The sequence below is a fragment of the Methylocaldum sp. MU1018 genome (assembly GCF_053646775.1).
Genome location: NZ_CM132195.1, coordinates 1,528,344 through 1,550,671 on the forward strand (window position 1 = coordinate 1,528,344; position 22,328 = coordinate 1,550,671).

At 63.5% G+C, this 22,328-nt stretch carries 18 protein-coding genes; 4 read left to right on the forward strand and 14 right to left on the reverse strand.

The genetic code is table 11. The features are described 5' to 3' along the window. Positions 1 to 396 precede the first annotated feature (396 nt). The 4 genes from ACWJKU_RS07135 to ACWJKU_RS07150 all read left to right on the forward strand — a co-directional run bounded on the left by ACWJKU_RS07135 (position 397) and on the right by ACWJKU_RS07150 (position 3,725). The gene (locus ACWJKU_RS07135; RefSeq protein ID WP_454147163.1) at positions 397 to 1,776 is read left to right on the forward strand and encodes a DegQ family serine endoprotease; all 1,380 of its coding nucleotides are present in this window, start codon (positions 397 to 399) and stop codon (positions 1,774 to 1,776) included. Between the two features lie 81 nt (positions 1,777 to 1,857). Further along, entirely contained in the window at positions 1,858 to 2,439 is a 582-nt protein-coding gene (locus tag ACWJKU_RS07140; protein WP_454147165.1) for a hypothetical protein, read from the forward strand. A gap of 27 nt (positions 2,440 to 2,466) precedes the next feature. Further along, entirely contained in the window at positions 2,467 to 3,306 is an 840-nt protein-coding gene (locus tag ACWJKU_RS07145; protein WP_454147167.1) for a sulfite exporter TauE/SafE family protein, read from the forward strand. Positions 3,307 to 3,332: 26 nt separating this feature from the next. Next, the gene (locus ACWJKU_RS07150; RefSeq protein ID WP_454147169.1) at positions 3,333 to 3,725 is read left to right on the forward strand and encodes a DUF1634 domain-containing protein; all 393 of its coding nucleotides are present in this window, start codon (positions 3,333 to 3,335) and stop codon (positions 3,723 to 3,725) included. 98 nt (positions 3,726 to 3,823) lie between these two features. Here the strand turns inward: ACWJKU_RS07150 and ACWJKU_RS07155 are convergent, their stop codons facing one another. The 14 genes from ACWJKU_RS07155 to ACWJKU_RS07220 all read right to left on the reverse strand — a co-directional run bounded on the left by ACWJKU_RS07155 (position 3,824) and on the right by ACWJKU_RS07220 (position 22,304). Continuing rightward, positions 3,824 to 5,062: a spinster family MFS transporter gene (locus tag ACWJKU_RS07155; protein WP_454147171.1), complete on the reverse strand. Its 1,239-nt coding sequence runs from the start codon at positions 5,060 to 5,062 to the stop codon at positions 3,824 to 3,826. Between the two features lie 37 nt (positions 5,063 to 5,099). Continuing rightward, complete coding sequence (locus ACWJKU_RS07160) at positions 5,100 to 7,607, reverse strand: AMP-binding protein (protein ID WP_454147173.1); 2,508 nt, start codon at positions 7,605 to 7,607, stop codon at positions 5,100 to 5,102. Between the two features lie 245 nt (positions 7,608 to 7,852). Then, positions 7,853 to 8,932, reverse strand: coding sequence for an AI-2E family transporter (locus tag ACWJKU_RS07165; RefSeq protein ID WP_454147175.1), 1,080 nt, complete (start codon positions 8,930 to 8,932; stop codon positions 7,853 to 7,855). Next, positions 8,932 to 10,152 carry a multidrug effflux MFS transporter gene (locus tag ACWJKU_RS07170; protein WP_454147177.1) on the reverse strand — a complete coding sequence of 407 codons (1,221 nt, stop codon included), beginning with the start codon at positions 10,150 to 10,152 and terminating at the stop codon, positions 8,932 to 8,934. Before ACWJKU_RS07170 ends, ACWJKU_RS07165 begins: the two co-directional genes overlap by 1 nt. 121 nt (positions 10,153 to 10,273) lie before the next feature. Continuing rightward, complete coding sequence (gene sppA, locus ACWJKU_RS07175; RefSeq protein ID WP_454147179.1) at positions 10,274 to 12,133, reverse strand: signal peptide peptidase SppA; 1,860 nt, start codon at positions 12,131 to 12,133, stop codon at positions 10,274 to 10,276. Positions 12,134 to 12,339: 206 nt separating this feature from the next. Continuing rightward, positions 12,340 to 13,704: an alpha/beta hydrolase family protein gene (locus ACWJKU_RS07180; RefSeq protein WP_454147181.1), complete on the reverse strand. Its 1,365-nt coding sequence runs from the start codon at positions 13,702 to 13,704 to the stop codon at positions 12,340 to 12,342. 254 nt (positions 13,705 to 13,958) lie between these two features. Beyond that, positions 13,959 to 15,800 carry a glycoside hydrolase family 15 protein gene (locus ACWJKU_RS07185; RefSeq protein WP_454147183.1) on the reverse strand — a complete coding sequence of 614 codons (1,842 nt, stop codon included), beginning with the start codon at positions 15,798 to 15,800 and terminating at the stop codon, positions 13,959 to 13,961. Positions 15,801 to 15,913: 113 nt separating this feature from the next. Further along, positions 15,914 to 16,435 (reverse strand): hydrogenase maturation protease, encoded by a 522-nt coding sequence (locus ACWJKU_RS07190; protein ID WP_454147185.1) that lies wholly within the window; start codon positions 16,433 to 16,435, stop codon positions 15,914 to 15,916. Further along, on the reverse strand, positions 16,432 to 17,727 hold the full coding sequence (locus tag ACWJKU_RS07195) for a Ni/Fe hydrogenase subunit alpha (RefSeq protein ID WP_454147187.1): 1,296 nt from the start codon (positions 17,725 to 17,727) through the stop codon (positions 16,432 to 16,434). The genes ACWJKU_RS07190 and ACWJKU_RS07195 overlap by 4 nt, the downstream gene beginning before the upstream one ends. Beyond that, positions 17,724 to 18,683 (reverse strand): NADH-quinone oxidoreductase subunit B family protein, encoded by a 960-nt coding sequence (locus ACWJKU_RS07200; protein WP_454147189.1) that lies wholly within the window; start codon positions 18,681 to 18,683, stop codon positions 17,724 to 17,726. The genes ACWJKU_RS07195 and ACWJKU_RS07200 overlap by 4 nt, the downstream gene beginning before the upstream one ends. A gap of 1 nt (position 18,684) precedes the next feature. After that, positions 18,685 to 19,518, reverse strand: a complete 834-nt coding sequence (locus ACWJKU_RS07205; RefSeq protein ID WP_454147191.1) for an FAD/NAD(P)-binding protein — start codon at positions 19,516 to 19,518, stop codon at positions 18,685 to 18,687. Positions 19,519 to 19,526: 8 nt separating this feature from the next. Continuing rightward, the gene (locus ACWJKU_RS07210; RefSeq protein ID WP_454147193.1) at positions 19,527 to 20,624 is read right to left on the reverse strand and encodes a 4Fe-4S dicluster domain-containing protein; all 1,098 of its coding nucleotides are present in this window, start codon (positions 20,622 to 20,624) and stop codon (positions 19,527 to 19,529) included. A 125-nt stretch (positions 20,625 to 20,749) separates the two neighbouring features. Next, a complete protein-coding gene (locus ACWJKU_RS07215; RefSeq protein WP_454147195.1) occupies positions 20,750 to 21,712 on the reverse strand; it encodes a molybdate ABC transporter substrate-binding protein in 963 nt (320 codons plus the stop codon). Between the two features lie 37 nt (positions 21,713 to 21,749). Beyond that, positions 21,750 to 22,304: a DsrE family protein gene (locus ACWJKU_RS07220; protein ID WP_454147197.1), complete on the reverse strand. Its 555-nt coding sequence runs from the start codon at positions 22,302 to 22,304 to the stop codon at positions 21,750 to 21,752. Between the last annotated feature and the right edge of the window lie 24 nt (positions 22,305 to 22,328).

Sequence of the window (22,328 nt, forward strand, 5' to 3'; positions counted from 1 at the left end):
CCTGTACCGAATCAGAACGATGACCGGAATCGGCGACGAGGCCGGAGGCGCGGAATCGAAATTCGGGCGCTCGAACCCTGCCGATTTCGGCGTGATGTTTTTTTCGACTTTGAGAAATCGTAAACGTTCGGTCATGACCGCCGCGCAGTCCCTTTGAATTCCAAGGGTCCGCGGTCCGCCCGAGGCTGCGCGGCGCGATTCTGAACTCGGTTCCCCGCTCCGGTCTCTAACTTCTAACAGCGAGTTGCGCGCATGTCCGCCGCAGGACCCGGCAGTTCGAGCCCATCCCTTGCATTTCCGCGTCCCCAACGAGCGCGAGCCATCCTGTAGAGGAGCCGATTGGACGGAACGGCGCAAAGCTCGAAGCCCGGTCTGATCCCCGAGAGGAGTTTGAACATGAAGAACGTCATGAGAGCGATGCAAGGATTCGCGCTCGCCTGTCTGTGTCTGATCGCCTCGACGTGCGAAGCGGGCGGACACGTGCCGGCCGGCGCGGGGAGCGACGGCCGGTTCTCGCTGGCGCCCATGCTGGAAAAGGTGGTTCCCGGCGTGGTCAACATTTCCACCACCACCAAAGTCAGCATCGAACAAAATCCGCTGTTCAACGATCCCTTCTTCCGCCGCTTCTTTGACATACCGGAACGGCCCCGGCAAGAGGAGCGGCAAAGCCTTGGTTCCGGCGTGATCGTGGACGCCGACGAGGGCTTGGTGGTCACCAATAACCACGTCATCGAGCATGCCGACCAGATCACCGTGACGCTGCGCGACGGCCGCCATTTCGATGCCAAGCTGGTGGGCGCCGACCCGGAGACCGACGTGGCGGTGGTTCGGATCAAGGCGGATAAACTGACGGCCGTGCCTTTCGGCGATTCCGGTTCGCTCCGGGTCGGCGATTTCGTGGTGGCCATCGGCAGTCCTTTCGGCCTGAGCCAGACCGTCACCTCCGGCATCGTCAGCGCCCTCGGCCGAACCGGACTCGGCATCGAAGGCTATGAAGACTTCATCCAGACCGACGCTTCCATCAACCCCGGCAACTCCGGCGGCGCCCTGGTCGATCTCGACGGCAAGCTGGTCGGCATCAATACCGCCATCGTCGGTCCCAGCGGCGGCAATGTCGGCATCGGTTTCGCCATTCCCAGCGACTTGGCGCGCCCGGTCGTGGAGCAACTGGTCAAATACGGCGAGGTCCAGCGCGGCCAGTTGGGCATCGGAGTTCAAGACCTGACGCCGGATCTGGCCAAGGCGCTGCATCTCGAACAGAGCGGCGGCGCCCTCATCGCCCAGGTGCAGCCCGGTTCGGCCGCGGCCAAGGCCGGGCTTCGCGCCGGCGACGTGGTCACCGCGCTGGACGGCAAGCCCGTGGCCAGCTCTTCGGCGTTGCGCAATGCGGTGGGGCTGATGCGCATCGGCACCGAAGTCAAGCTCGACATCATCCGGGACGGCAAGCACGAGACGGTCATCGCGCAAATCGCGAAACCGCGGGGCGGGAAAATCCAGGCAGCCCAGGTCAGCCGGCGTCTCCAGGGCGCCCAACTCGGCGCCATCGAGCCCGGACATCCCTTGTACGGCCACATCGAAGGCGTCGAGGTGACCGGCGTCGAGCGCGGCAGTCCGGCATGGATGGCCGGTTTGCGCCAGGGCGACATCATCACTTCCGTCGACCGCCGTCCGGTCAAAAACCTGGAGGAGTTCCGCGCCGCGGCGGAAAGCTCGAAGGATGTCCTCCTGCTGAACGTCCGCCGCGGCGACAGCGCCCTGTTCATCGCCATCGAGTAGCCGGGACGCCGACCGGCCCATGCGCGCCGGCGTCCGTTCTTTCCCCCGGACCGGAGGCTTCCGGCCGGGCGGAGGTATGACATGGAACGCATCGCCGATCGAGCCGGGATGACTCGCCCGCCGAAAGCACGGCTCGGCGCCGCGTTTCTTTGTTGCACGCTGTGCCTGCCGGGCTGTCGGCCGGCGCCGACCCGTCCCGCGCCGCCCGACGGACCGCCGGAAGTCCGCGCGGCATTGCCGCCCAAGGTCGGCGCCGTATCGCCACCTGCGGTTTCTTCCGGCAAGCCGCATCCGGACCGAGCTTATCTCTCGGTGACGGCGTTCGAGGTTTCGCAGCCGTTCGTGCGCCGCAATCAGGCGTTCACGGTGAAACTCACGATCAGCAACCAGGGCGGACGTGCGGCGGAATCGTTCGAGGTGCAGGCGCAGGCGAATCTGGACAGAACGTCGTCGGTTCTGTCGTTCCCGATCGGCGGCCGGGAGAAACGGCGACTGGATCCGGGACAATCGGTCGAGATCGTCCTGGCCCGGAGCGAGGGACTGCCGCTCGTCGGCATTTACACGATCACGACGGACCTGCTGCTCACCGAATGGGAGCCCGTAGAGGACACCGACCGGGTAAACCCGCGGATTCCGCAAGCCCGAATCGTCGTAACGGATTGATTAGCCCGTACCCGGGAGACGTGGCCGGTGCAACTATCGCCTTTGGAGTTCACGCTCATGCTGTCCGGTATCGCGGTGGCGGCGGGGTTCTGCGGATCGCTGTTCGGCATCGGCGGCGGCATCGTGATCGTGCCGGTACTCACTTTGCTGTTCGGCATCGACATCCGCTACGCGATCGGCGCGTCCATCGTTTCGGTGATCGCCACCTCGAGCGGCGCCGGCGCGGCCTACGTGCGGGAACGCATGGCCAACCTCCGAGTGGCCATGTTTCTCGAGCTGGGCACCACGAGCGGGGCGATGACCGGCGCCTATCTGTCCGGAATTCTGCACAGTCGCTGGTTGTTCGTCATCTTCGGCGCCATGCTGGGCTTGTCGGCGCTGGCCATGCTGACCAGGCTCAAACCGGGCGCAGGACCGGTGCCGCCCGATGCCTGGGCCGATGGCTTGCGGCTCCACGGGCGCTATTTCGACGCCGCCCTGGATCGGGAGGTGGATTATCGGGTCACCCGGACCCGCACGGGCCTGTTCCTGATGTATCTGGCCGGCGTCATCAGCGGCCTTTTGGGCATCGGTTCCGGACCGTTCAAGGTGCCAGCCATGGATTTGGCAATGGGCATCCCGATCAAAGCCTCGTCGGCGACCAGCAATTTCATGATCGGGGTGACGGCCGCAGCCAGTTCGGGCGTCTATTTCGGGCGGGGCGACATCGATCCGTTCATCGCCGCGCCGGTTGCCATCGGCGTGGTGATCGGAGCGACGCTGGGTTCGAGGATACTGGGCCGAACCGACCACCGCGTGCTCCGGGTCTTGCTCGTCGTCCTGCTGCTGGCGATTGCCGGCCAGATGATCTACCGGGGGCTGCGATGAACCGGGAGAAGAAATCCGGCTCCGGAATGAGGAAAAGTCTTCCCGGACGATTCGAGCGGCTGATCGCGGGACTTCTGAGGACCGGCGTCTGGACCAGCCTGGGCCTGATGTTGGGAGGGCTGGCGGTCATGTTCGTCCACCACGCCGGCTATCTCGATTCGAACCGGGAATTGCAGCGTCTCACGGCGCCCGGTGCGGCGTTTCCGCACGATCTGTCGGCGGTCGCGGCGGGAATACGTGCCGGCCACGGACAAGCCATCGCGACTCTGGGGCTGCTGTTCCTGATCGGCACACCGATCCTTCGGGTGGCGGTGTCCATCATCGGATTCCTGTTGCAAAGGGACTTTGTCTACGCGCTCGTTACCGCCGCGGTTCTGGCGTTGCTCGTGACGTCCTTTCTGCTGGGCAAGGCCGGGTAGAAAGACGGAGCAAAGCGACCGCCATGCGGAAAGGAAGCCCGGTAAACGTGGACCGGGGTCGAGGTTGAATTCGCGCCGAATCGATGCCGGCTTTCCGCTTACGCTTCCGCCCGAGCGGAATCCGCGGCGACGAACTTCCGGCAGAGAAAACAGAAGCCGGCGGCTGCGGCCACGGCCGCCGGCGTCACCAGCAGAGCTTTCTGCAACCCCCATCGATCCGACAGCCAGCCGAGGAACGTGGGAGAGATGGCGTCCCCCAGGGCGTGAATAAAAAAGATATTGACCGCGAAGGCCATCGCCCGCACCGTCGGCCGGGTCACGTTGACCAAGACGGTGTTGAGGGGGCCGGTATTCAGGAACAGGAAGAATTCGGCGAACAGCGTGAGGATCAAACAGACCTGGAGCGAGGGCGTGACGATGGCCCATGCCGTCAAGGGCGCGCCGATGGCGAGGCCCCAGCCGGAAACGACGAGATATCCGGCCGCGCTCCGCTTTTGCAACCGGTCGCCAAGCCAGCCGCCGCCGAGCGTGCCGCCTATGCCCGCGACGACGGTCACCGCGCCGAACAGGAGATTGCCCTGCGCCACGTTCAGACCGTGCGCCCGGTGGAGAAAGGTGGGAATCCACTGGGCGAGTCCGCCGAGGGCAAAGGTCATGGCGGCCGTGGCGAGGGTGTCGCAGATGAACGAATAATTGCCGAACAGCTCGCGGTAGTTCCGTTCGTCCGAAGACGAATCCGGATTTTCCGCGCCGCCGCGCCTGGGCTCCCGAAGCCGCCAGACCGGGAGCGCCATCACGAGCCCCGGCAGGCCGACCATGAGGAAAGCGGCGTGCCAGCCGAAAAAGTGGCCGACGCTGCCTCCCGATAGATAGCCGATGGCGCTCCCGACCGGGACGGCCAGGTAAAACCAGGCGAGCACCCGGCCGCGGCGATCCTTGGAAAAATAGTCGGCGATCAGCCCCGGAGAGACCGTGCCGAAGCTGGCCTCGCCGATGCCCACCGCGGTACGGGCCGCCAAAAGCATCCCATAGTTCGGCGCGAGCCCGCTCAGCACGGTGGACAGGCTCCAGACCAGAAGGCCGGCGGCGGCGAGCCTGGCCCGGCTCAGGCGATCTCCCAGCCACCCCAGCAACGGGGCGGAGACCATATAGCAGATCATGAAGGCGCTTCCGAGCAGGCCGAGGGCGGCGTCGGACACGTGCAGGTCAGCCTTGATCAGGGGAAAAACCGCGTAGAGCGCCTGCCGGTCGATGTAATTGAGAAGGTTGACTCCGAGCAGGATCGCCAAAGCGTAGTTGCGGGAATCATGCGACGGCGAACGTTTGGATATCGGCATCTCTGGATGGATTCCGTCCGGACGAAAGCGGCTTCGGTCAGGAAAGATCGGGTTCCCCCACGTCGTTCAACATCCGTTCCCGGACCGCGTCGCGCAGCGCCAATATCGCCGACAACCGGTCCGATCGACCGCGAGTCCGGATAAAACGACCCGGATCGATCGGTTCGCCGACGGTCACTGAAACCGGAACCCGCCGCGGCAACCGGGTTTCGTCGCGCAAGAGCGAGCGCGCGCCGTGTATGACGACGGGAACGATCGGCAACCCGGTGTCGCAAGCGGTCACGAAAGCGCCCAGGCGAAACGGCCTAAGCCCCGATTTCCGGGTGAATGTGCCCTCCGGAAAAAACAGGAACGATTTTCCGGCGAGGGCCTGATGGGTAATGTTGCCTGCATCCCTGATTCCTTTTTCCTTGTCGAAGCGGTTGACGAAAACCGTATCGAGCCGGCTCAGGAAGGTCCTGCTGAAAAATCGGCGCGACAGGGCGGCTTTGGCCACGAAGCTGAATCGGATGGGTAAGGCTTTCATCAGGATGAAGCCGTCGAGATAGCTCGAATGGTTGCAAACGAAAATGCAGGGCTGGCGTTTCGGAGGGAGATTTTCCTTGCCCTTGACCGCGATCGGTATGCCGGTCACGCCGAAAAGCATCTTGGCCGCCCGGCGCGCGAAACGCCAACGCCAGGAAGCAATCGGGCAAGCCATGAAAAAACAATAGGCGGCTATCGTGATCGGAACGGCCGCCGCCCAGAAATAAGCGCCGTAGAGTCTGGCGGAGACCGCCTGGAGCCAGGGCTGCAAGCGGCCGATCGCTTGAACCGGTTCCGAGGGATGAACGGCGCCGCCGCGGCGGCGGCGGATGAGTCGTTCGGCCTGCCCGACGACGTACAGTTCTCCTCCGGCGGTATAAGCCAGATCGCCGCTGTCCAGCCATGAGCCGTGATGGAGACGGCGCGTCTTCTCGGGATCGTTGAAGTAACCCGCCGTTGCCGAAGGCCCGCGGAATTCCAGTCTGCCGAGACGGCGTTCCGGCAATTCTCCGCCCAGAGGATCGGCCACGCGAATTTCATGGCCGGGCAAGGCCTGGCCCAGAGAAACCAGGCGCAGCGCGTTTTTCCGATCGGCCGCGGGTACGGCACGCCCTTTACGCATGAATACGCTCCGTTGAATGCGATCGATGCGTAAACCGCGGTTGATGGGAGGAAGCGTCAGCGCGAAAGCGTTCTCGACAAGACCGAACAGGGGCGTCATGGCAGTAGTCCGAAAACCGTATCGCGCGAACCGCTCGCAGAATTTTTCCGTCGTATCCGCTTGAACCGGCTCGCCGCCGTTGAAAGCGATGCGCAAAGGGCTGAGATCGAGCCCTCGGATATCGTCGTCTTCGATCCGTTGCAGGCAGACGGCGTAAGCGAAATCGGTCGCGGCGGTGATCGTGGCCCGAAAGCGATGTATCGCCCATAGCCAGCGTTCCGGCTTGATCAGAAAAAACAATGGAGGCGCATTGATCAGTTGAAATGCGTAGAAAAGGCTGCCGAGCCAGGAGCCGACCAGTCCCATGTTGTGGTGAAGCGGGAGCCAGTTCAGAAAAACATCCTGACTGGAGAAACGGCTCCATTCGCCGACCGCCCGGATATTGGCGAGCAGGTTGGCGTGGGTGAGGATGACGCCATTGGGCTCTCCGGTAACTCCGGAGGTATATTGGAGATAGGCGATATCGTGGCCGGAACGCACCGGGCGGACGAACCGGGCGGTATCGGCGTCGAGTTCGTCCGGCGTCAGCAGCGTGCGGACGAATTCGAACCCGATTCGGTGTTCCGTCACGCCGGCCTTGGTTGGCGCGTCGGTAATCAGAATTTTTGCCCGGCAGTCTGAAAAAACCTTCCGGTATTGAGCCAGATGGGTTTTCAGTTGTTGATGCCTCGTCGGCGGAGGGATCGGTACGGGAATGCCGCCGGCCAGCAGAACGGCGAAGAAACCGGCGACATACTCTTTGCCGGAGGGCAACAGGATGACGGCGGTTTCATCGGTCCGGAGCCCTTGCTTCACCAGTCCGCCGGCGAGTTTTTCGGCGCCTTGTTTCAGTGCGGAATAAGTGACGGTTTCGCCCGCCGGAGTATCGCCGTAAAACGTGATATGCGGCCTGTCCGGATTTTTTTCCGCATGCCAGTCGAGCACGTCGAGCAGAGTCTTGGGATGGCGGAGCATTTTGCCGGTCGGCGTCAGCCGCAGGCGGTCGATGCGGGAAACGATTTCCGAATGATTCGGCTTCTCCGCAGCAAGAATGTATTCCAGCAAGCGCCTCGGCGTCGAAATATGAGTGAACGCTTTTTCCGGCAGGGCGACCCCGAAATGTTTTTCGACGCGGGCGAAAAATTCCAGTTGGGTCAAACTGTCCAGCCTCAAGTCGTCGTGAAAGGAGCTGTCGAGGCCAAGCCCTTCGACGTCCGCCCGCGGCAGATGCAGTTCGTCGCCGATTTCGCGCACCAGCGCCAGAAGCTCTCTTGCGGCTTCTTCTATGGTGCGGCTCGTATCGGTTACGGTGTTTGTCATGTGAGGCCGTTCCTTCCCGGAAAAAGAGAATGAGTGCCGCGCCGGGGAATCGACGCCGGTAGGCGAATGTCCGGGGGGTACGCTTCGCCGGGATAAAAAAGGGCACCAGCCCGGTATTTTGTCGTTCCGAATGTTTAGAGCGTTTTCATCTCGCGTTGACGGCATTCCGCGCGGAACGCTTGCGTCGTATGGCGCGCGGAGAGGCGACTGAAGTCGCCCCTACGGCCGTATTGGAAACGCTAGACTCATCTTCCTCCGTTTCCCGCAGGAGGAGCCCCGTCTTTTTCTCGCTTGGACTCATCCTCGCCGACGATCTCTTCGGCGAGCGCCACTTCGCCTCTCAACAGGTCTGCGACCGGCTGGGTGATGTCCAGTTGAGACAACAGCATCGCGAACGCGCTCGTGATCGGCGTGGCCAGCAGAATGCCCAGCGGCCCCCACAGGGCTCCCCAGAACATGCAGACCAGCAGCACCGCCAAGGGATGCAGCCGCGCCGAGCTGCCGAAAATTCTCGGCTCGATGAAATTGCCGACGACGAAGAAGAGCGTCCCCGGAAAAAACAGGGCAAAGATCGTCGCCGCGGTCGACAGCTCGGGAGAAATGAGAATGATCGGCCAGGGCGCCAGGGACGCGACCGTAGGTCCCAAGTAAGGAATGAAATTCAACAGTCCCGCCATCAATCCGAAAAACAGCGCCAAGTTGACCCCGGACAGGAACAAAGCCAGCCCGATGGCCACCCCCGCCACGACCGATACCACGATCTTGACCACGAGATAATGCTTGACGCGGCTTTCGATCTCGTACCAGACGCCGGCGGCGGGTCTTTGCCCGGACAGAACGACCAGCAGATAGGCGGTGAAAACGAATGTCAGCAAAAACAGCGACAGCGCATGAATCAGGCTGTTGGTGATGCCGATGACGAGGTTTTCGATCGGAATGTGCCGGAGCGGCGCGACCAGCCGGTCGGTGTCCAGGTGCAGGCGTTCCAGCGGCATAGCTTCCATCAAGTGCTGCGCCGCCCGGATCAGTCGGGTCTCGTAGAGCGTGGCGGAATTCGCCAACTGTTCGACCGAGGCCGACGCGATCAGCCCGCCCAGCCAAAAGAGCAGCAGCGTCAGGCACAAGGTTATGACGACCGCCAGGCCGACCGGAATGCGCAAGAACCTGGCCTGGAGATTGACCACGGGCGAAAGGCCGAGAGCGAGAAACGCACCCAGCACGAAGGGCATGAACACGTCCTGCAGCATATGCAAGACCGTTCCGCACGCGATGACGGCAAGAGCCAGCAGGCTGAACGTCTGCAATCGTTGTTCGGAAATCTGCATCAATAACTCGTGGAGGCCGCCTTATCGGAAAAGGCGCGCCCCAGTATCGCCAATGAAAGACCCAGACCGATCAATAAGGTAAACGTGAAGAACACGGCAAAAGAGGGACTGCCGCTCAGGGTGCTGATGAAATAAGTGCTCGCCGAGGCGATGCCCATGCTCAGGCTGCCCAGCATCGATGAGGCCGAGCCGGCGATTTTTTCGAAAGGCGCCAAGGCCACCGCGGTGGCGACGGGGATGACGAAGGCGATTCCGCCGAAGATCACCGAGATCGGTCCGAGCAGGGTGAACAAGGTAATCCGGTGCTCGTGATCGAAATAACCGATCGCCAGAGCACCCGTCAGCATGATCAGCCATCCGGCCGTGATCAGCGTCCGGTCGGAGGCGAATCGGCTCGACAGGCCGCAGGCGGCGGCGCCCAGCAGGAAGGCGCCGCTGACGCAGGTGGTCACGATGATGAAGGTTTTGCTCGGCAGCCCGATTTCGATCATGACCAGGGCGGGCGCCTCGACCAGCGAGCAATAGACCACGCCTTCCCCGAGTCCGACCACCAGGACGTAACACAGGTAATCCGGATGCCTGAACAGAGAGAGGTAATTTTTCACCACCCGGCCGGGACGAATCGCCTCCGGATTCTCGTAGCGATTGGTTTCCGGGAAGAACAGCAGGAGACAGATCAGGAGCAACAAGGCCAGGACGGCCAGCAGATAAAAATTGGCCTCCCAGCCGAAATAATGATCCACCAGACTCCCGGCGATAGGCCCGATCCCCGGCGCCAGCGCGAAAACGGTGTTGACCTCGAGAAACACCTTGGTTTGCTCCTCCGGCGGAAAAGCGTCGCGAACCGCCGCGTTGGAGAGGATTCCGCCGGCGCAGGCCCCCGCCGATTGCACGAAGCGGCCGAACAGGATCATGTCGAGATCGACGCTGACGGCGCAAATCAACGAGCCCAGGAAAAACGTGGCGATGGCGAACAGGATGGTGGGACGCCGGCCGAAACTGTCGGACACCGGTCCGTACAGCACCTGGCCGATCGCGAATCCGATCAGATAGACGGTCATCGTCAGTTGCGCCTGCCCGTAAGTCACGCCCAGGGCCCGGGCGATGCTCGGCAGGGAAGGGGTGTATTCCGTATCGCCGAAAGGCCCGAGCGCAGCCATGAAGGCCAGAATGAAAAAAGACGGCGTGGCCGACCGGGCCGAAGGGAGCTGCCATTTCATGAGCGTGCCCGGCTACGCCGAAGCGGGCGGAACCCGGATGTTTCCGGTGCGACGAGGGACACTCTTTGGTCGGTCATGGTCGTCTCCCGAAACGCTTGTCTCGATCGGGTTTTCCGCCGGTTTATCTGATCGCGGCGACGATATCCGGCATGCAGGGACAATACGCGTAAATGCCGCGCGGATCGTTCATCCAGGCGAAGTTCATGTCCGCGACCCGGCGGAGAACGCCGCGCACGAACGGGATCGACCGCGCGCCGTCCCGAAGCGGCGGTTTGCCCGGATACGGAAACCATTCGTTGAAGTTCTTCAACAGTTCGGCGGGCTCTACGATCGGCGTCAGCCGGTATTCGCCCGGTTTCAGCCGGGCCAGTTGCGCCGCGGCGCGAACCGCGGCTTCCAGGCCGCCGATCCGGTCGACCAGGCCGAGCCGCAGCGCGTCGCGGCCGCTCCACACCCGACCTTGCGCGATGCGCTCGACCGCCTCCGGGCTCAAATGCCTGCCCTCGGCCACCACCCGGACGAACTGTTCATAGGCGTGGTCGACTTCCATCTGGATGATCCGCCCGACCTCCGGCGAGAGCGGCCGATCGGGGCGCCGGGCTTCGGCCAGAGGCGCGGTTTCGACCCCGTCGACGCCGATCCCGAGCTTTTCGAGCAAAGGCACGATGGACGGCTGAATGCTGAAGATGCCGATGGAGCCGGTGATGGTGGCGTCCTCGGCATAGATTTGATCGGCGTCGGCGGAGAGCCAGTAGCCGCCGGAAGCCGCCACGTCGGCCATCGAGACGATGACCGGCTTGCCCTGGTCTCGCGTCAGAACGAGCTGCCGCCGGATTTTCTCGGCGGCGTCCATCCCGCCGCCCGGACTGTCGACGCGCACCACCAGGGCCGAGACGTCCTCATCTTTTCGCCCCCGCTCGATCAGTCCGGCCAGCGTGTCGGCGCCGGCCATGCCGGGCAGGCTCCGGCCCTCGACGATGGCGCCGGACACCACGATCAGGCCGACCGCTTTCGGCGGGCGTCCGCTTCGTTCGGCATCGGTGGCCGCAAGATAATCGCGGTCGTCGATCGGCCGATACGGCTCGGCGTCCGGGCCGAATAACGAGGCCGGCTTGACGGATATCTGTTCCGCCGTAACCAGTTCGTCGACCAGGCCTGCCTCGAGCGCGGTTCGGGCAGAATCGCCGCGTTCGGCGGCGATCCGGTCGCCATAACGGGAAACATAGTCGTCGATCGATCCCGGCATCTGCGGACGCCCGGCCGCGATCTCCTGCTTGTAAACGTTCCACAGCGAACTCAGCAGCGCCCGGCTCTCTTCGCGGGCGGCCGCCGACATGTCGTTGCGGACGAAGGGCTCGACCGCCGATTTGTATTGGCCGACGCGGAATACGTGGGCGCGGATGCCCAATTCGCCGAGAACTTTCCCGAAGTAGTAGTGATAGGACCCGAAACCCTTGAGCAACACGTCGCCCATCGGATCGAGGCAGATCTTCTTCGCTTGCGCGGCCAGAATATACTGCCCCTGATCGTAGCGGTACGACGTGGCGATCACCGGTTTACCGCTTTTCCGGAAACGGCGGATGGCGTCCGCGAGTTCCTGAAGCTGGGCGAGGCCCGCATGGCCCATATCGTCCAGCTTCAGGCGCACGAGCCTGATGCGGTCGTCCCCGGCCGCCCGGTCGAGAACCGTAATCAGATCCGCCAGCCGCGTGTGGTCCGGTTTGCCGCCCCAAAAAGACCGGGCCAGCCTGTTGCCGGCGTCCGGCCGTTCGGTCAGATCGCCCTGCGGCGCCCACACCAATACCGCCCGGTCCGGAACGGTGGGCGCCGGTCCTCCGGTGAAGAGAAACCACAACCCGACCAACACGCCGAGATAAAACAGCGCAACCGCGAGGCGCGCCATGAAGACGAGAAAGATCCAGGCTCCGTGGATCAGGCGCCAAAACCCGCCGCGTTCCGGAGTACCCGGCTCTGTTTCCATGATGTCACTCCTTTGGCCGACGAGCGGAGAGGGCGTTCGCCAGAGATTGCTAACCGGGCCCGTAAATATCTTCCCGGCATTTCGGACCGGTGGCGTTCGGCCTTGGCCGGCACGGCTCGTCGCCGCGCCGAGGCATCCCCGCTCCGAATCGATCCGGCCGGAACCTCAACCGCTCCCGCGGCGATTGCGGGCTTAAAACGTCCAAACTACGGCGCGAGAGATGTGGTGTCCCGTTCCCCGGTCAGTCTCGCCGGAGAACGTTCGGTCAGCAGAGGCTCCAGTATCGTCAGAATGTCCTGCCGGTTCCGCGGATACCACAGGTTGCCGAGATGTCCGCCGTAGGGATAAATGGTGACCCGGTCGCCGAAGATCCGTTCGGCGAAGATCAGGTCCTTTTCGGACACCAGAAAGTCATCGGCATTGTGCATCAGGTAAACCTTCGGATTGTCCCGCAAGACCGGCGCGATGTGCTTCAGGGATGATTCGCGGACGAGCCGGTCGAAGCTGAGATTCCTCCCGCCGGTCCGCTCCAGGTGCGGCACGAGGACCCGCTTGAGATAGTCCATGATGTCGAAGGATTGGGCTTCTTCCATCCGCGCGCTGCGATATCCCCAACTGATCGGCGTTTGGAGAATGCCCATGTCCGGAAGGATCAGCGAGCTGACGTAAAGCGAGCTTCCCACGGGCATGCGCAAGGTCCAGCCGATCAGGTAGCGTATTTCTTCGTCGTTCAGCTTGAGGCGCTGGTCCCAGTGGAGGAAGTAATCGGGTTCCTCGATGTCGCGGCGGAGCGCGTTGCTGCCCACGCCGACGGCATAGGACTGGATGTTGGTTCTCTGCTTGGGCGTGTAGCGCTGCTTCAAATCCGCCAGCCGGTCTATCGTGTCGAGGGCGCCGGACAAATCGATGGGAGGATTGATCAGAAGCGTGGCGTCGAAGCCGATTTTCTGGCGTTCCGAGTCGAGCTTGCTCAAATAAGCCGCCGCCAAGGCGCCGTGGCTCAACCCGACCAGTCCGATGCGGGTGATCTCGGGGCGAAACTGCTCGCGCACGGCGTTCAAAGCCGATTGCATGGCGCGGTACAAGTCCTCGCTGTCCCGCTCGGTGAGTCCCGGCAAGGCCGAGCGGCTGGCCGCCAGTGTGAAGTTCCAGTGAAACGGAGAGGGCAGCGCCAGCACCTGGAATCCGTGATCGGCGAGCAACTGCGAGAGATAACGCGCCACGCCCGAATAGGCGGAGCCGCCGAAGCCCGGCACTAGAAAAACCAGTGGCGCCGGTCCTTGCTGGGGCGAATAACGGACACGCAGTTTTCCTTTGCCTTCCAGCAGATAGGTATCGTTCCGGCCGGGGATCAGTTCGATATCCAGATCGCGGGTCCGGTCCCATACATAGCGCTGTTCGCGGTCTTTCAGAATGGCTACCGTGGCCGTGGCGAGGTAAGGATTCTTGTAGGGATACGGGTAAGACGGCTCGTCCACCCGCGCGCCGGAGGCAATCCGGCAAAGGCACAGCAGCAGTGCGGTCAGAATTCCGCACCAGCGAAGAATCGGGTTTTTGCGGCGATCTGGCATGTTGTCGGGCCTCCTCGAAATAATCGGGCGTCTCCGCGCGGCTCGGCGCTTCGGACCATGAAGACGATGTTCTCCGCTCCATGCCGTTGCGAGGAGCCGCGATTCCCGTAACGGACAGATGAGCCGCGCATGCATCCGCAAGATATTAGACCGGCCCCGGGCGAAACCGCTCCCTGCGGGCCGCTTTGACGCGATGCTCGATAGGATCGCACGGAAAACCGGTGCGGTCGAAAATGCTTTGAACGAACGCCGCCTCAATATCTGATTTCACCGGCACGGCTTTCTTCTCCGGCTTCCATTTCCGCCAGGGCGACGATGGCGGAGATGAGCGAAAGATGGGTCAAGGCCTGGGGATAGTTGCTCAGCATCTCGCCGGCGCGCGTGTCGTATTCCTCGGCAAACAGGCCCAGATCGTTGGCGGTGGCGAGGGCGCGGTCGAGCGCTGCGTGCGCCTCGCGCAAACGGCGCTGGCGGGCCAGGCATTCGACCAGCCAGAACGAGCAGGGCAGGAACACGCCTTCGCGTCCTTCGAGCCGGTCGCTGCCGACGGGGTAGCGGCGCAGCAGGCCGTCTTCGTCCAGGGCCGCCCGTACCGCGTCGGTGGTGCGGATCATGCGCGGGTCGTCGAAGGCGACGAACCCGGCGGTCGGCAGCAGGAGCAGCGCCGCATCGGGGGTCGGATAGCCGAACGCCTGGACGAACACGCCGCGCTCGCGGTCGTAGCCGTGGGTTTCGATGGCCCGACGCAGCGCCTCGCGCTCGCGGATCCAACCCTCGACCCGCGCCGGAAGCGCGTCTTTCAGAAGCTTGATGCCGCGATCCAGCGCCGCCCAGCACATGACTTTGGACTGCACGAAATGGCGCGGTTCGCTGCGCATCTCCCAGATGCCCCGGTCCGGTTCGCGCCAGTATTTCGCCGCGGTATCCACCAGGCCGATCAGGAACCTTCGATAATCCTCGTCGGGCGTCTTGCCGCGCTGATGCCAGCGCCAGGCCAGTTCCAGCAATTCTCCGTAGGCGTCCAGCTGGATTTGGTTTTCGGCGGCATTGCCGATCCGTACCGGCCGCGCGCCGCGATAGCCTTCGAGTTCGGCGAGTGCGTATTCGTGCAGCCGCCGCTCTCCGCCGACGCCGTACAGGATTTGCAGCTCGTCGGCGCTGCCGGCGGCGCTGCGTTCGATGAACCGGCGAAAGGCGTCAGCCTCCTTCACGTAACCGAGTCCGGCGAGCGAATTCACCGCGAAGCACGAATCCCGCACCCAACTGAAGCGATAGTCCCAGTTTCGGCTGCCGCCGGGCGCCTCGGGCAACGAGGTGGTCGCCGCCGCGGCGATGGCGCCGGTGGGGCCGTACGACAGTCCCTTGAGCACGATCGCCGAACGCCGCGCCAGATCGGCGTGGGGCAGGTCGGTCCGGCCCTGGGCGCTCCAGTTCCGCCACCAGCGGAGGGTTTGTTCGAGTCGCTTGTCCAGCAGTCCGCCGACCGGCGGCCGCAAACGGTCGCCGGCCAGCCGTTCCGGCCGCCGATAGAGCAGGGACAGGCGTTTGCGCTGGCCGGGTTCGACGGTGCAGCGTCCGCTCAGGTCGTGGAGATCGCGCAAATTCAGCGATATCTCGCCGGAAACGAGCAATCCGTCGGCGCCTCCGATGGCGACATGATCCTCGCCGTTCCGACGCTTTCGGATCCACGGGCGGATCTCGCCGTAATCGAAGCGCGGCACGACTTCGACCCGGAATTCGACCTGTCCCTCGACGCCCTCCAGTATGCGAAGGATTTGGCGATGGCTTCGCCGTTCTCCCCCGGCGCGCAAGGTGAGGCAGTCGATGAGACGGGCGGTTCCGGTGTCGGTCCGGAAGGTGGTTTCGAGCACCAGCGTGTCCGGCAGATAGCGGCGCGATGTCCGATAATCCCGGACCGGAACGATTTGGCAATATCCGCCGTTTTCCCAGTCGAGCAGGCGGCCGAAGCAACTCCCGGAATCGACCCGAGGCATGCAGCACCAGTCGATCGAGCCTGCCCGCGAGATCAGGGCCATGGAATGGCAATCGGCGATGAAGCCGTAATCGCTGATCGGAGGATAGCGGGGATTATCCATGTCACGGGTCCTCGTACGATCCATCAGGGTCGCGCGGCGCGCGTCTCCATGAAAATAAGACCTCGGCGCTTCCGCCGGGGTTTCGGGGAACGCGCGGAAAAAACCGATCGGCCCTATGCCGGGCCTTGTACGGCGGCAGCCTTGTCGCAACGCGGCCTGGCCGTCCATTCCGCGATTTCGGACAGAAGGGCTACGAGCAGACCCGGAATCGTCGCGGTCACCGGCGCGCTCAAATTCTCGGCCGGCCCGAACTCGGCCGTGGCCGGAATTTCGACGAGGAATACGACGACATTTTCCGGCAGATCGCCGAGAGCCCGGCCCAGGGCCAGGGTGGACGAAAGCCCGAAGCCGTGGCTGGAACAGGGCTCGGTGCCGTCTTCGAGATTCTGTGCGTTCAGGCGCCGGATCGTGCCCGGTTCCGCTCCGGATTGCGCGGCATCGATCAGGATCGCGAGATTCGCGCCGCGCATGGCGTCGAGGAGACGGCTCCCGACCGGCTCGCAGATTTCGGCCGACGCGACTCCCTCGGGCAGCGCGCGGAAGCCGCTCGAGCGAATCAGGCTGTCCACTGCGATCCAGCCGATCCGGTCGTCGCCGAACGGCGAGCCCAGTCCCAGGACGCGGACCGGCGTCATTCCCGGATCACCTTCAGCTTCAGGAAATGTGTGGCGCAGGAAATGCACGGATCGTAGTTGCGGATGACCTTTTCCCCGTGCAGGCGCAATTCGTCGTCGCTGCGATCGAGGCCGAAGGCTTCGATCGAGCGGTGCAGATCCTCGGCGATGCGCGCCTGGTTCTGGCTGGTCGGCGGGACGATGCGGGCCTTTAGGATTTTGCCGCCCGCGTCGACGTCGTAGCGGTGCCAGAGCATTCCGCGCGGCGCCTCGGTGCAGCCGAATCCGCTGCCTGCGCGGCATTCGCCGGAGACGAACGGGACGTCCGGCTCGTAGTTTTCCAGCAGGCGTATGGCTTCCACGATGGCGAGGTGGATCTCGACGGCGCGCGCCAGCATGCTGTGGAAGACGTTGCGGGAAGGGAAGGGGATGCCGGTTTTCGCCAGAGTCGAGCGGACCGGTTCCGGCAGCCGGTCCCAATTCAGGTTGAGCCGCGCCAGCGGTCCGACCAGATAAGGCCGTCCGTCGAGCAGGGAATACAGGGCGGTGGAATGGGCTTCCTGATGCTCCTCGAAGTAGTCTTCGTACCGGTCGACGGGAATGCCGAGCCCGGTATCCGAAACGATACGGCCGGAATAGAGCGGGTATTCGGAGGCGTGCCTAAGCGCCACGCTGACGAAATCCTGCGGGTCTCGGGGCACGTCGACGCTGGCGGTCCAGGCCACCAGATTCTCGGCGTCGGGCAGGGCGGATCGCAACCGTTCCACCAGTTTGGTTACGTTTTCTTTAGACGGCGCGGCATGAAAGCCGCCGAGCCGCACGCCCACCGGATGCACCGAGCGCGCGCCGAACAGCCGGATCAGTTCGTTGCCGAGACTTTGCAGGCGCAGCCCGCGGCGGACTTCGTCGGGATAATCCCGCGCCATTTCCGGAGCGCTGGAATAGCCGAAGAAATCCGGCGCCGCCAGCAGGTGGATGTGTAGGCTATGGCTCTGAATCCACTCGCCGCAATACATGGCCCGGCGCATGGCCTCGATCCACGGTGTGGAGCGCCAGCCGAACAGGCTTTCGAGGGCCTGCACCGCGCTCATCTGGTAAGCCACCGGACAGATGCCGCAGATGCGAGCCACCATGTCGGGCACCTCGAACGCCTCGCGGCCTTCCAGGAATTTCTCGAACAGGCGCGGCGGCTCGCCGATGCTGAACTTCAGGTTCTCGATGCGGCCGTCGCGGATATGGAGATCCAAGGCGCCTTCGCCCTCGACCCGCGCCAGGACGGGGACGTTGATCTTGATTTCCCGGCGCTCGTTCATGATTTCTCGTTCGATGAATTGGCGGTCGAAGACCGCGCTTTGTTTCCTTCTCCCCGATTTTCGAGCTCCCTCTCCCTTTGGGAGAGGGTTGGGTGAGGGTCTTGGAGAAGGTGGCCCGAAGGGCCGGATGAGGGAGAGAGATCGGACGGGTCCGAGGCATCATTTGCTGGCTTCGGACCCGTCCGATCTCTCCAATGCTTGCCGGCTTCGCGGAAGGCCTCGGCCTCGCTGTGGATGTAGCGGAAGCGGCGAACGATGCGCTCGGCGGGCATGCCCTTCTGCTCGAACCAGCGGCCCCAGGCGTCGCCGTTGATGTTCTCCGCCGGGCCGTAGCAGCCGTAGCAGTCGCGCTCGAGGCTGGGGCATAGCGCGCCGCAGCCGGTGCGGGTGACCGGCCCCATGCAGTGCTGCCCCTTCGTCACCATCACGCAGACGATGTTCTTGCGCTTGCATTCCATGCAGACTTTCTCGTTCTCGTCGCGCGGCGCGGCCCCGAGCAATAGCGAACGCAGCGCCGTCATCACCTGGCGGGCGTTGACGGGGCACCCCCACAGTTCCAGGTCTACGGGCACGTCGGTGGCGATCGGCGTCGCCGTGTCCAGGTGGTCGATTTTCGAAGGATCGGCGTAAATGTCGGCGAACCACTGGCCGGCGTCCGCCTGATTGCGCAGCGCCTGCAGGCCGCCCGAGGTGGCGCAGGCGCCGATGGGCACGAGAAAGCGGGTGTTTTCGCGGATGCGGCGGATGCGTTCCCGTTCTTCCGGGGTGGAGATGCTGCCTTCGATGAAGGCCACGTCGGCCGGTGCGTCGGGGTCGACGATGCCGGCTTCGGCGAAATGCACCACGTCCGCCAGTTCGAACAGTTCCACCAGTTGCTCCCCGGCATTGAGAAAGGCCAGTTGGCAGCCGTCGCAGGAGGAGAATTTGTGGACCGCGACGCGAAGCTTCTTGTCCATGTCAGAACCCCTTCTTGCCCAGGAGGGCCTTCAGGTCGGGATAGGGAAACACAGGGCCATTGCGGCACACGAAAGGCGCGCCGATCATGCAATGCCCGCAATGGCCGAGGCCGCAGTGCATGTTGCGCTCCATGCTCAGCCAGATGTCGTCGTCGGCCACACCGCGCTGGCCGAGTTCGTAAACGGAGGCGCGCATCATCGGCTCGGGGCCGCACAGGAACACGATGGTCTGGCCGGGATCGATCTCGGTGCGGTCGAACAGTGCGGTCACCAGCCCCTGGTGCCAGGTCCAGCCGGGCCCCGCTACTTCCGCGGCCAAAAGCACTTGCGTGTCGGGCAGTTCCCGCCAGCGCCGGTACTGTTCTTGCCAGATCAGGTCGTCCGAACGCTTGACCCCTTGCATGATCAACAGCCGCCGAAACCGTTCCCGCCTTGCCACGATGTAGCGGATCACCGAAACCAGCGGCGCGCAGCCGAGACCGCCGGTGATGAGCGCGACGTCTTTTCCCTGCGCTTCGAGCAAAGGCCAGCCGCGGCCGTAAGGTCCGCGTACGCCGATCCGGTCGCCCGGCCGGAGCCGGCCGAGCGCGCGGGTGACGCGGCCGACGGCGCGAATGGTGTGGTCCAGCGTTTCCGTCTGTTCGGGATCGGAGACGATGGAAATCGCCACTTCGCCGACGCCGTACAGGTAAATCATGTTGAATTGGCCCGGCATATATCCATAGGCACCCCGGGCGGCGGGATCGGTGAGGCGCAGCTTGAGGGTGAAGATGGTCGGCGCTTCCTGAATGCGTTCGACGATTTCGGCTTCGCGCGGCAGATAGGGGTTTTGCATGGGCCTCCTCAGCGGCAGATGGCCGCCAATTCTTCGGTCATGTCGATCCCCACCGGGCACCAGGTGATGCAGCGTCCGCAGCCCACGCAGCCGGATCGGCCGAACTGGTCGTGCCAGCTCCCGACCTTGTGGGTCAGCCATTGCCGGTAGCGGGTGCGGGTGTCGGCGCGGATGGTGATGCCGTGGATGTAGCTGTGGCTTTGAGTGAAGCAGGACCCCCATTCCCGGTAGTGTTCGCTGCGGCGGCCGTCGAGGCTCGGCGCTTCGGTCTCGTCGTGACAGAAGCAGGTGGGGCAGACCAGAGTGCAATTGGCGCAGGAAAGACAGCGCTGCGCCACCTCGTTCCAGCGGGGATGATCGAGCCGGGCGAACAGCACGTCGCGCAAATTGCGGGAGGGCACGCTCTTGACCTGCCGCCGGGCGGCGCTTTCGATCTCGCGGTCGGATGTTTCCCTCTGTTCGGGACTGGCCTCCTGAACCGGCAACCGGGCCAGGATTTGCTCGCCCTTGGCGCTTCGTGCCTCGATCAAAAAGCCTTCGTCCAGCTCCGACAGCGCCAGATCGTAGCCGTAGGTCGCCCGCGGCCCGTCCCCGGTCGAGGCGCAAAAACAGTTGAGGGACGGCTGGGTGCAATGGACCGCGACCAGAAAAAGGTTCCGGCGCCGCGCCGTGTACCAGGGGTCGGGATGTTCGCCCTGCATGAAGTGGCGGTCGTGGATGTAGAGCGCGGCCAGATCGCAGGCCCTGACCCCGATGACGGCCACGGGCTCGGCCTTGGGCGGTTCGCCGGTGAATTCGACCGATCCGTCGGCGCGGCGCTCTGCGGTCCAGAGCTTGTCGCGGCCGGCGAAGGTGAGAGGACGTAAGGCCTGGGGGCCGTTCGCCCAAGCGAAGTAGCGAGGTTCGGGGGTTTGTTTCAGTTGGTACTGGCCGGGGGCTTGCTGGTCGTGGACGCCCCGCGGCAGATCCTCGGCTCGCTCGATCGGTTCGTAGACGATGGCGCCATCCCGAACCCGCGGACCGATGCACCGGTAACCGGCAGTCGCCAGTTCGGACAAGAGCCGGGGAAATTCACTCCGGGGCAGAAAGCTGCGCTGCTCGGCCATGGCTTGGGCTTCCTTTTATTTTGCCGCTTACCCGAGGCAAGCGTGAGGTTCGGGTCATTGTAAATCGTTTCAGATACCCGTGAAACGACGGGGCGGTCGAAGCTGCCGGATTCACGAACGGGCCCTCAACGCGGTCTCGCCATTCCGAATTTTTCGAAGACGGCTCGGGCCTCGTTGGAACAAAGAAAAGCCAGCCAATCCTTTGCGGCATCGGGATGCTTGGCTTTCTCGGTGATGGCGGCGGCCTCGACGCTTTCCTGATTGTGTTCCGGAGGGATTGGAAGGTAGTCGATCGGGTGGCCGATCATCATCTGGTAGCGAGGCTCGCTGATCCAGGTTAGCCCGGCATCGACCTTGCCCTGCAAAATCCAGAGCGGCGTCTGCCGATGATGGATCTGGGTCTGGAACGCCTCGCCGTTTTTCGGCTTGGTTTCGTAGACCGTCCGAACCAGATCTCCGCCGCCCGCGCGTTCGAGAGCGGCCTTGACCAGCCGGGCGATGCCTTCGGTTTCCGGGTTCGGATTGGCCAGCCGCACGCCGGGTTTCCCGAGATCTTCGAGTGAACGGATTTGTTTGAGATTGTCCTTTCTCACCATAATGGCGAGGCGATTCTGAATTAAGCGCAACGGCGGGCCTTTCAGAACGCCCCGTTCGATCAGGCCGGCGATTCGTTGCTCGCCGGCCTGAACCACGTCGGGTTGGATCGACAGAGTCAGATTGCCCACTGTAATAGCATTATCGTTTCGAAGCTGCCGCTCTATGATGCCGGGCGGAATCGTTTCGAAGAAGATCCGGCCCTGGAGTTTGGGCTTTTGCCGCTCGAATGCTTCGACCAGTTCCTTCAGCGCGAAGAAGTAGTTGCCGCCGGCAAATACGACCAAATCGGCAGCGATCGGATTGCCGTGAAAATCCGACATGTTGTCGACTTCCGGTACTGTGAATATTACGCCCGGCCGGGCAGCGGGAGAGGTTTCTCCGCGCCAGGGCGGAAAGAAGTCAGAGGATGCGGCGGCGGCAGGATCATCGGCGCTCATGATTGAGCCGTGGTACAGATAGGCCGAGATGACGAGCCAAAAGCGCTTCCGCACGTCAGTTACTCCATTGAGCGAGAGAGGGCATGAGGCCCTAATCCGGAATCAGCATGTAGCCGTCCATCTGATACAGCGGAAGCACGGTCAGGGCCGAGAGCGCCACCGTGATGTCCGGATTGACGTCGGCGGGTTCGAATTCCTTTTCCGCCAGAGCCTGGCCGCAGACGTACAGCGTAACGCCGAGCTTCTTCAGCGCCTGGATCAGTTCCGTGTTGGGGTTTCCGTTGCCGAACCGGTTACGGTAGCGCTCGTCCTTCAGGATCGCCGGCGTCGCAGAGCCGTGTACCACCAACGCCAGCTTCAAATGTTCCGTCGGCACGCCGGCCAGGGCGAATATGTTGATTAGCCGGGCTACGCGATCAAGACCGGGATTCGGCTTTTCGGGTGTTTCGGCGCCCTGCGCGATATCGAAAAGCACCTTGTAGGTCCGATCCGGCGAAGGCCGCGCCGCCGCGTCCGCATACGGCCGGACCTTTCCGTAGCCCCGGATCACCGGATACTGCCAGCTCTGTTTGGGACCCGCCGAAACTTGACTGATCGAGCTTCCCATGAGCAGACTCGCCAAAACAAAAGCCATTTTTCGGGTCATCGCAGCCTCCGTTTCGGGGACCTG

Bases quoted from the DNA above. Each gene is read 5' to 3' on its own strand.
- ACWJKU_RS07135 (WP_454147163.1), top strand. From the start codon at position 397: ATGAAGAACGTCATGAGAGCGATGCAAGGATTCGCGCTCGCCTGTCTG.
- ACWJKU_RS07140 (WP_454147165.1), top strand. From the start codon at position 1,858: ATGGAACGCATCGCCGATCGAGCCGGGATGACTCGCCCGCCGAAAGCA.
- ACWJKU_RS07150 (WP_454147169.1), top strand. From the start codon at position 3,333: ATGAGGAAAAGTCTTCCCGGACGATTCGAGCGGCTGATCGCGGGACTT.
- ACWJKU_RS07155 (WP_454147171.1), bottom strand. From the start codon at position 5,062: ATGCCGATATCCAAACGTTCGCCGTCGCATGATTCCCGCAACTACGCT.
- ACWJKU_RS07160 (WP_454147173.1), bottom strand. From the start codon at position 7,607: ATGACAAACACCGTAACCGATACGAGCCGCACCATAGAAGAAGCCGCA.
- ACWJKU_RS07165 (WP_454147175.1), bottom strand. From the start codon at position 8,932: ATGCAGATTTCCGAACAACGATTGCAGACGTTCAGCCTGCTGGCTCTT.
- ACWJKU_RS07170 (WP_454147177.1), bottom strand. From the start codon at position 10,152: ATGAAATGGCAGCTCCCTTCGGCCCGGTCGGCCACGCCGTCTTTTTTC.
- sppA (WP_454147179.1), bottom strand. From the start codon at position 12,133: ATGGAAACAGAGCCGGGTACTCCGGAACGCGGCGGGTTTTGGCGCCTG.
- ACWJKU_RS07180 (WP_454147181.1), bottom strand. From the start codon at position 13,704: ATGCCAGATCGCCGCAAAAACCCGATTCTTCGCTGGTGCGGAATTCTG.
- ACWJKU_RS07185 (WP_454147183.1), bottom strand. From the start codon at position 15,800: ATGGATAATCCCCGCTATCCTCCGATCAGCGATTACGGCTTCATCGCC.
- ACWJKU_RS07190 (WP_454147185.1), bottom strand. From the start codon at position 16,435: ATGACGCCGGTCCGCGTCCTGGGACTGGGCTCGCCGTTCGGCGACGAC.
- ACWJKU_RS07195 (WP_454147187.1), bottom strand. From the start codon at position 17,727: ATGAACGAGCGCCGGGAAATCAAGATCAACGTCCCCGTCCTGGCGCGG.
- ACWJKU_RS07200 (WP_454147189.1), bottom strand. From the start codon at position 18,683: ATGGACAAGAAGCTTCGCGTCGCGGTCCACAAATTCTCCTCCTGCGAC.
- ACWJKU_RS07205 (WP_454147191.1), bottom strand. From the start codon at position 19,518: ATGCAAAACCCCTATCTGCCGCGCGAAGCCGAAATCGTCGAACGCATT.
- ACWJKU_RS07210 (WP_454147193.1), bottom strand. From the start codon at position 20,624: ATGGCCGAGCAGCGCAGCTTTCTGCCCCGGAGTGAATTTCCCCGGCTC.
- ACWJKU_RS07220 (WP_454147197.1), bottom strand. From the start codon at position 22,304: ATGACCCGAAAAATGGCTTTTGTTTTGGCGAGTCTGCTCATGGGAAGC.